Annotated in this window: 3 protein-coding genes; 2 read left to right on the plus strand and 1 reads right to left on the minus strand. The window is 63.6% G+C overall.

All coding sequences use genetic code 11. From position 1 onward, the window contains the following. The first annotated feature begins 164 nt into the window (after positions 1-164). Both rho and VFB18_RS04450 read left to right on the plus strand, forming a co-directional pair. Entirely contained in the window at positions 165-1,430 is a 1,266-nt protein-coding gene (gene rho / locus VFB18_RS04445) for a transcription termination factor Rho (RefSeq protein ID WP_324971390.1), read from the plus strand. A gap of 244 nt (positions 1,431-1,674) precedes the next feature. Continuing rightward, positions 1,675-1,851 carry a hypothetical protein gene (locus VFB18_RS04450; protein WP_324971393.1) on the plus strand — a complete coding sequence of 59 codons (177 nt, stop codon included), beginning with the start codon at positions 1,675-1,677 and terminating at the stop codon, positions 1,849-1,851. 99 nt (positions 1,852-1,950) lie between these two features. On the opposite strand, the gene VFB18_RS04455 is transcribed toward VFB18_RS04450, so the two are convergent. Continuing rightward, positions 1,951-2,878 (minus strand): glycoside hydrolase family 76 protein (locus VFB18_RS04455; RefSeq protein ID WP_324971396.1); only part of this gene is annotated, 928 nt, incomplete at its 5' end.

Raw genomic sequence — 2,878 nt, forward strand, 5'->3', positions numbered from 1 at the left:
CCCTTCCTTTTCCCCAAAAAGATCGGGTCCCCCGGAGTGGAGCAGGCGGTGCACGTTCGCCTTCCCGCCGAGGCAATCCTATCCCCATCCTTTAGCGCCGGGCTTGAGTGAGCGCGGCCATCGAAACCCTAGAAAACATCCCCTTCCCGTTGGAGTAGCAGCGCATGCAGGAAATGAAGCTGCAAGATTTGAAGTCGAAATCGCCGACGGAGCTCTTGAGCTTCGCCGAGGAGGTTGCGGTCGAGAACGCGAGCGCCATGCGCAAGCAGGAACTTATGTTCGCGATCCTGAAGCAGCTTGCCGCGCGCGACGTCGAGATCACCGGTACCGGCGTGGTCGAGGTGCTGCAGGACGGCTTCGGCTTCCTGCGCTCGCCCGACTCGAATTATCTCGCCGGCCCCGACGACATCTACGTGAGCCCGAGCCAGATCAGGCGCTTCGGCCTCAGGACCGGCGACACGGTCGAAGGCCAGATCAGGAGCCCGAAGGAGGGCGAGCGCTATTTCGCCCTGCTCAAGGTCAACACCATCAATTTCGAGGACCCAGAGAAGCAGCGCCACAAGATCCATTTCGACAATCTGACGCCGCTCTATCCCGACGAGTGGCTGCAGATGGAGATTGAGAAACCGACCAACAAGGACTTGACCGGCCGCGTCATCGACATCGTGGCGCCGCTTGGCAAGGGCCAGCGCGGCCTGATCGTGGCGCAGCCGAGAACCGGCAAGACCATCATCCTCCAGAACATCGCCCATTCGGTCACGGCCAATCATCCCGAGTGCTATCTCATCGTTCTCCTGATCGACGAGCGGCCCGAGGAGGTGACCGACATGCAGCGCTCGGTGAAGGGCGAGGTGATTTCCTCGACCTTCGACGAGCCCGCCTCGCGCCACGTGCAGGTCGCCGAGATGGTCATCGAGAAGGCGAAGCGCCTCGTCGAGCACAAGCGCGACGTGGTGATCCTGCTCGATTCCATCACCCGCCTCGGCCGCGCCTACAACACCGTGGTGCCGTCGTCGGGCAAGGTGCTGACCGGCGGCGTGGATGCCAACGCGCTCCAGCGCCCGAAGCGCTTCTTCGGCGCCGCGCGCAACATCGAGGAGGGCGGATCGCTCACCATCATCGCCACCGCGCTCATCGATACCGGCAGCCGCATGGACGAGGTGATCTTCGAAGAGTTCAAGGGCACCGGTAACTCGGAAATCGTGCTCGACCGCAAGGTTGCCGACAAGCGCGTGTTCCCGGCCATCGACATCGCGCGCTCCGGCACGCGCAAAGAGGAGCTGCTGGTCCCGCCCGATCAGCTCAAGAAGATGTACGTGCTCCGCCGCATCCTCAACCCGATGGGAACCCAGGATGCGATCGAGTTTCTGCTCGACAAGCTGAAGCAGACCAAGGGCAATGCCGACTTCTTCGAGTCGATGAATACCTAGAGTCTGCGCGCGTCTCGCCCAGGAGTCCGTTCGGGTCCTTCGTCATTCCGGCGCAAGCCGGCATGCAGCGTGAAACTCGAAAACTCGCGGTGCGCCGCTTTGGTCGGATACCGGATTTCTCCGGTTCCGGGCGGCATCGATCCGCGTCCAATTTGACGCTGGACGGCGTGAAACAGATGCCACCCCGAGACGTTTTCCCATCAGCCAATGTTGGCGAAATCAACCAGATCCAGGAGGAAATAGCATGAAGCGACTCTTCTCTCTTATTGTCGCCCTCGGGCTGGCGATTTCCTTCACCGTTCCGGCATTCGCCGCGGGCACGAGCGGCGCTCAGCCTCTCACCAAGGAGGATTGCACCAAGGCGGGCATGAAGTGGGACAGCACCGCCATGGCCTGCAAGAGCAAAGGATCGAAATATTAGCAGGGTTGGCCCCCCGGCGTTTCGCTGAAGGGTGGGTCATCGAATAAGGAGAAGCCCGGCTCGAGCTTGAGCCGGGCTTCTTCACAAAATGCGCGCCCGTCAGGCAAAGGCAACCTGCCGCCCGGCCTTGATCGTCTCGACGAGCTTCGCGGGCTCGGTCACCGGCAGCGAGCAATGCGGGCCGATGCAGATATAGGCCGTAGGCTTGCCGTCGATCGCCGTCTTGCCGTGCGCGGGCGACGATGCGGGCAGCGACTCCCCTTCCCCGATCTCTTGCACCACGGCGCCCGGCAGCGATACGTCGCGAAGCGCGCCGCGCAAGCGCCGCGCGTCGCTTCCCTCCGGCACCACGAACACGACGAGCGCCGGCGCGAACACGTCGAACTCGGAAGCGAGGAGCGAGGCGTGCGCAAGCACGTTCTGCCGCATCGCTCCGGCGAAGGTCTTGAGCACGGCCTCGGCGCGCTGCCGATAGCGCTCCTCGCCGGTCCAGAGATAGAGCGCCATCAGGTTCGACACCATCACCGCATTTGCGTTCGGCGTTGCCTCGTCCTGCCCGCTCAGCGGCCGCACGATGAGGTCGGAGGTGTCGTCGGCGACGAAGTAGTAGCCACCGATGTCATCCGCCCAATAATGCGTGTCGAGAATGTCAGCCCATTGGCGCGCGCGCGCGACATAGTCGCGCTTGCCGGTGACGTTGGCGAGCTTGAGCGCGGCGCGGATCATGTTGGCGTAGTCGTTGGCGGTCGCCGGCGCCTTGGCTTCGCCCGCGCGATAGGCATGCCTGAGCCGCCCGTCGGATATCATCCGTGTACAGATGAAAGCGAAGGCGGCCTCCGCCGCTTCGAGCCAGTGCGGTCGGTCGAAGGCCTCGGCTGCTTCGGCGAGTGCGGCGATCATCAGCCCGTTCCAATCGGCGAGCACCTTATCGTCGAAGCCCGGACGAATGCGCCCATCCCGGCGCGCGAGCAGTCTCTTGCGGATCGAGGCGAGCTTCGCCTCCGTCGCCTCGTCGCGGAGCTCGGTC

The sequence above is a fragment of the Methyloceanibacter sp. genome, from assembly GCF_035650995.1.
Taxonomy (GTDB): domain Bacteria; phylum Pseudomonadota; class Alphaproteobacteria; order Rhizobiales; family Methyloligellaceae; genus Methyloceanibacter.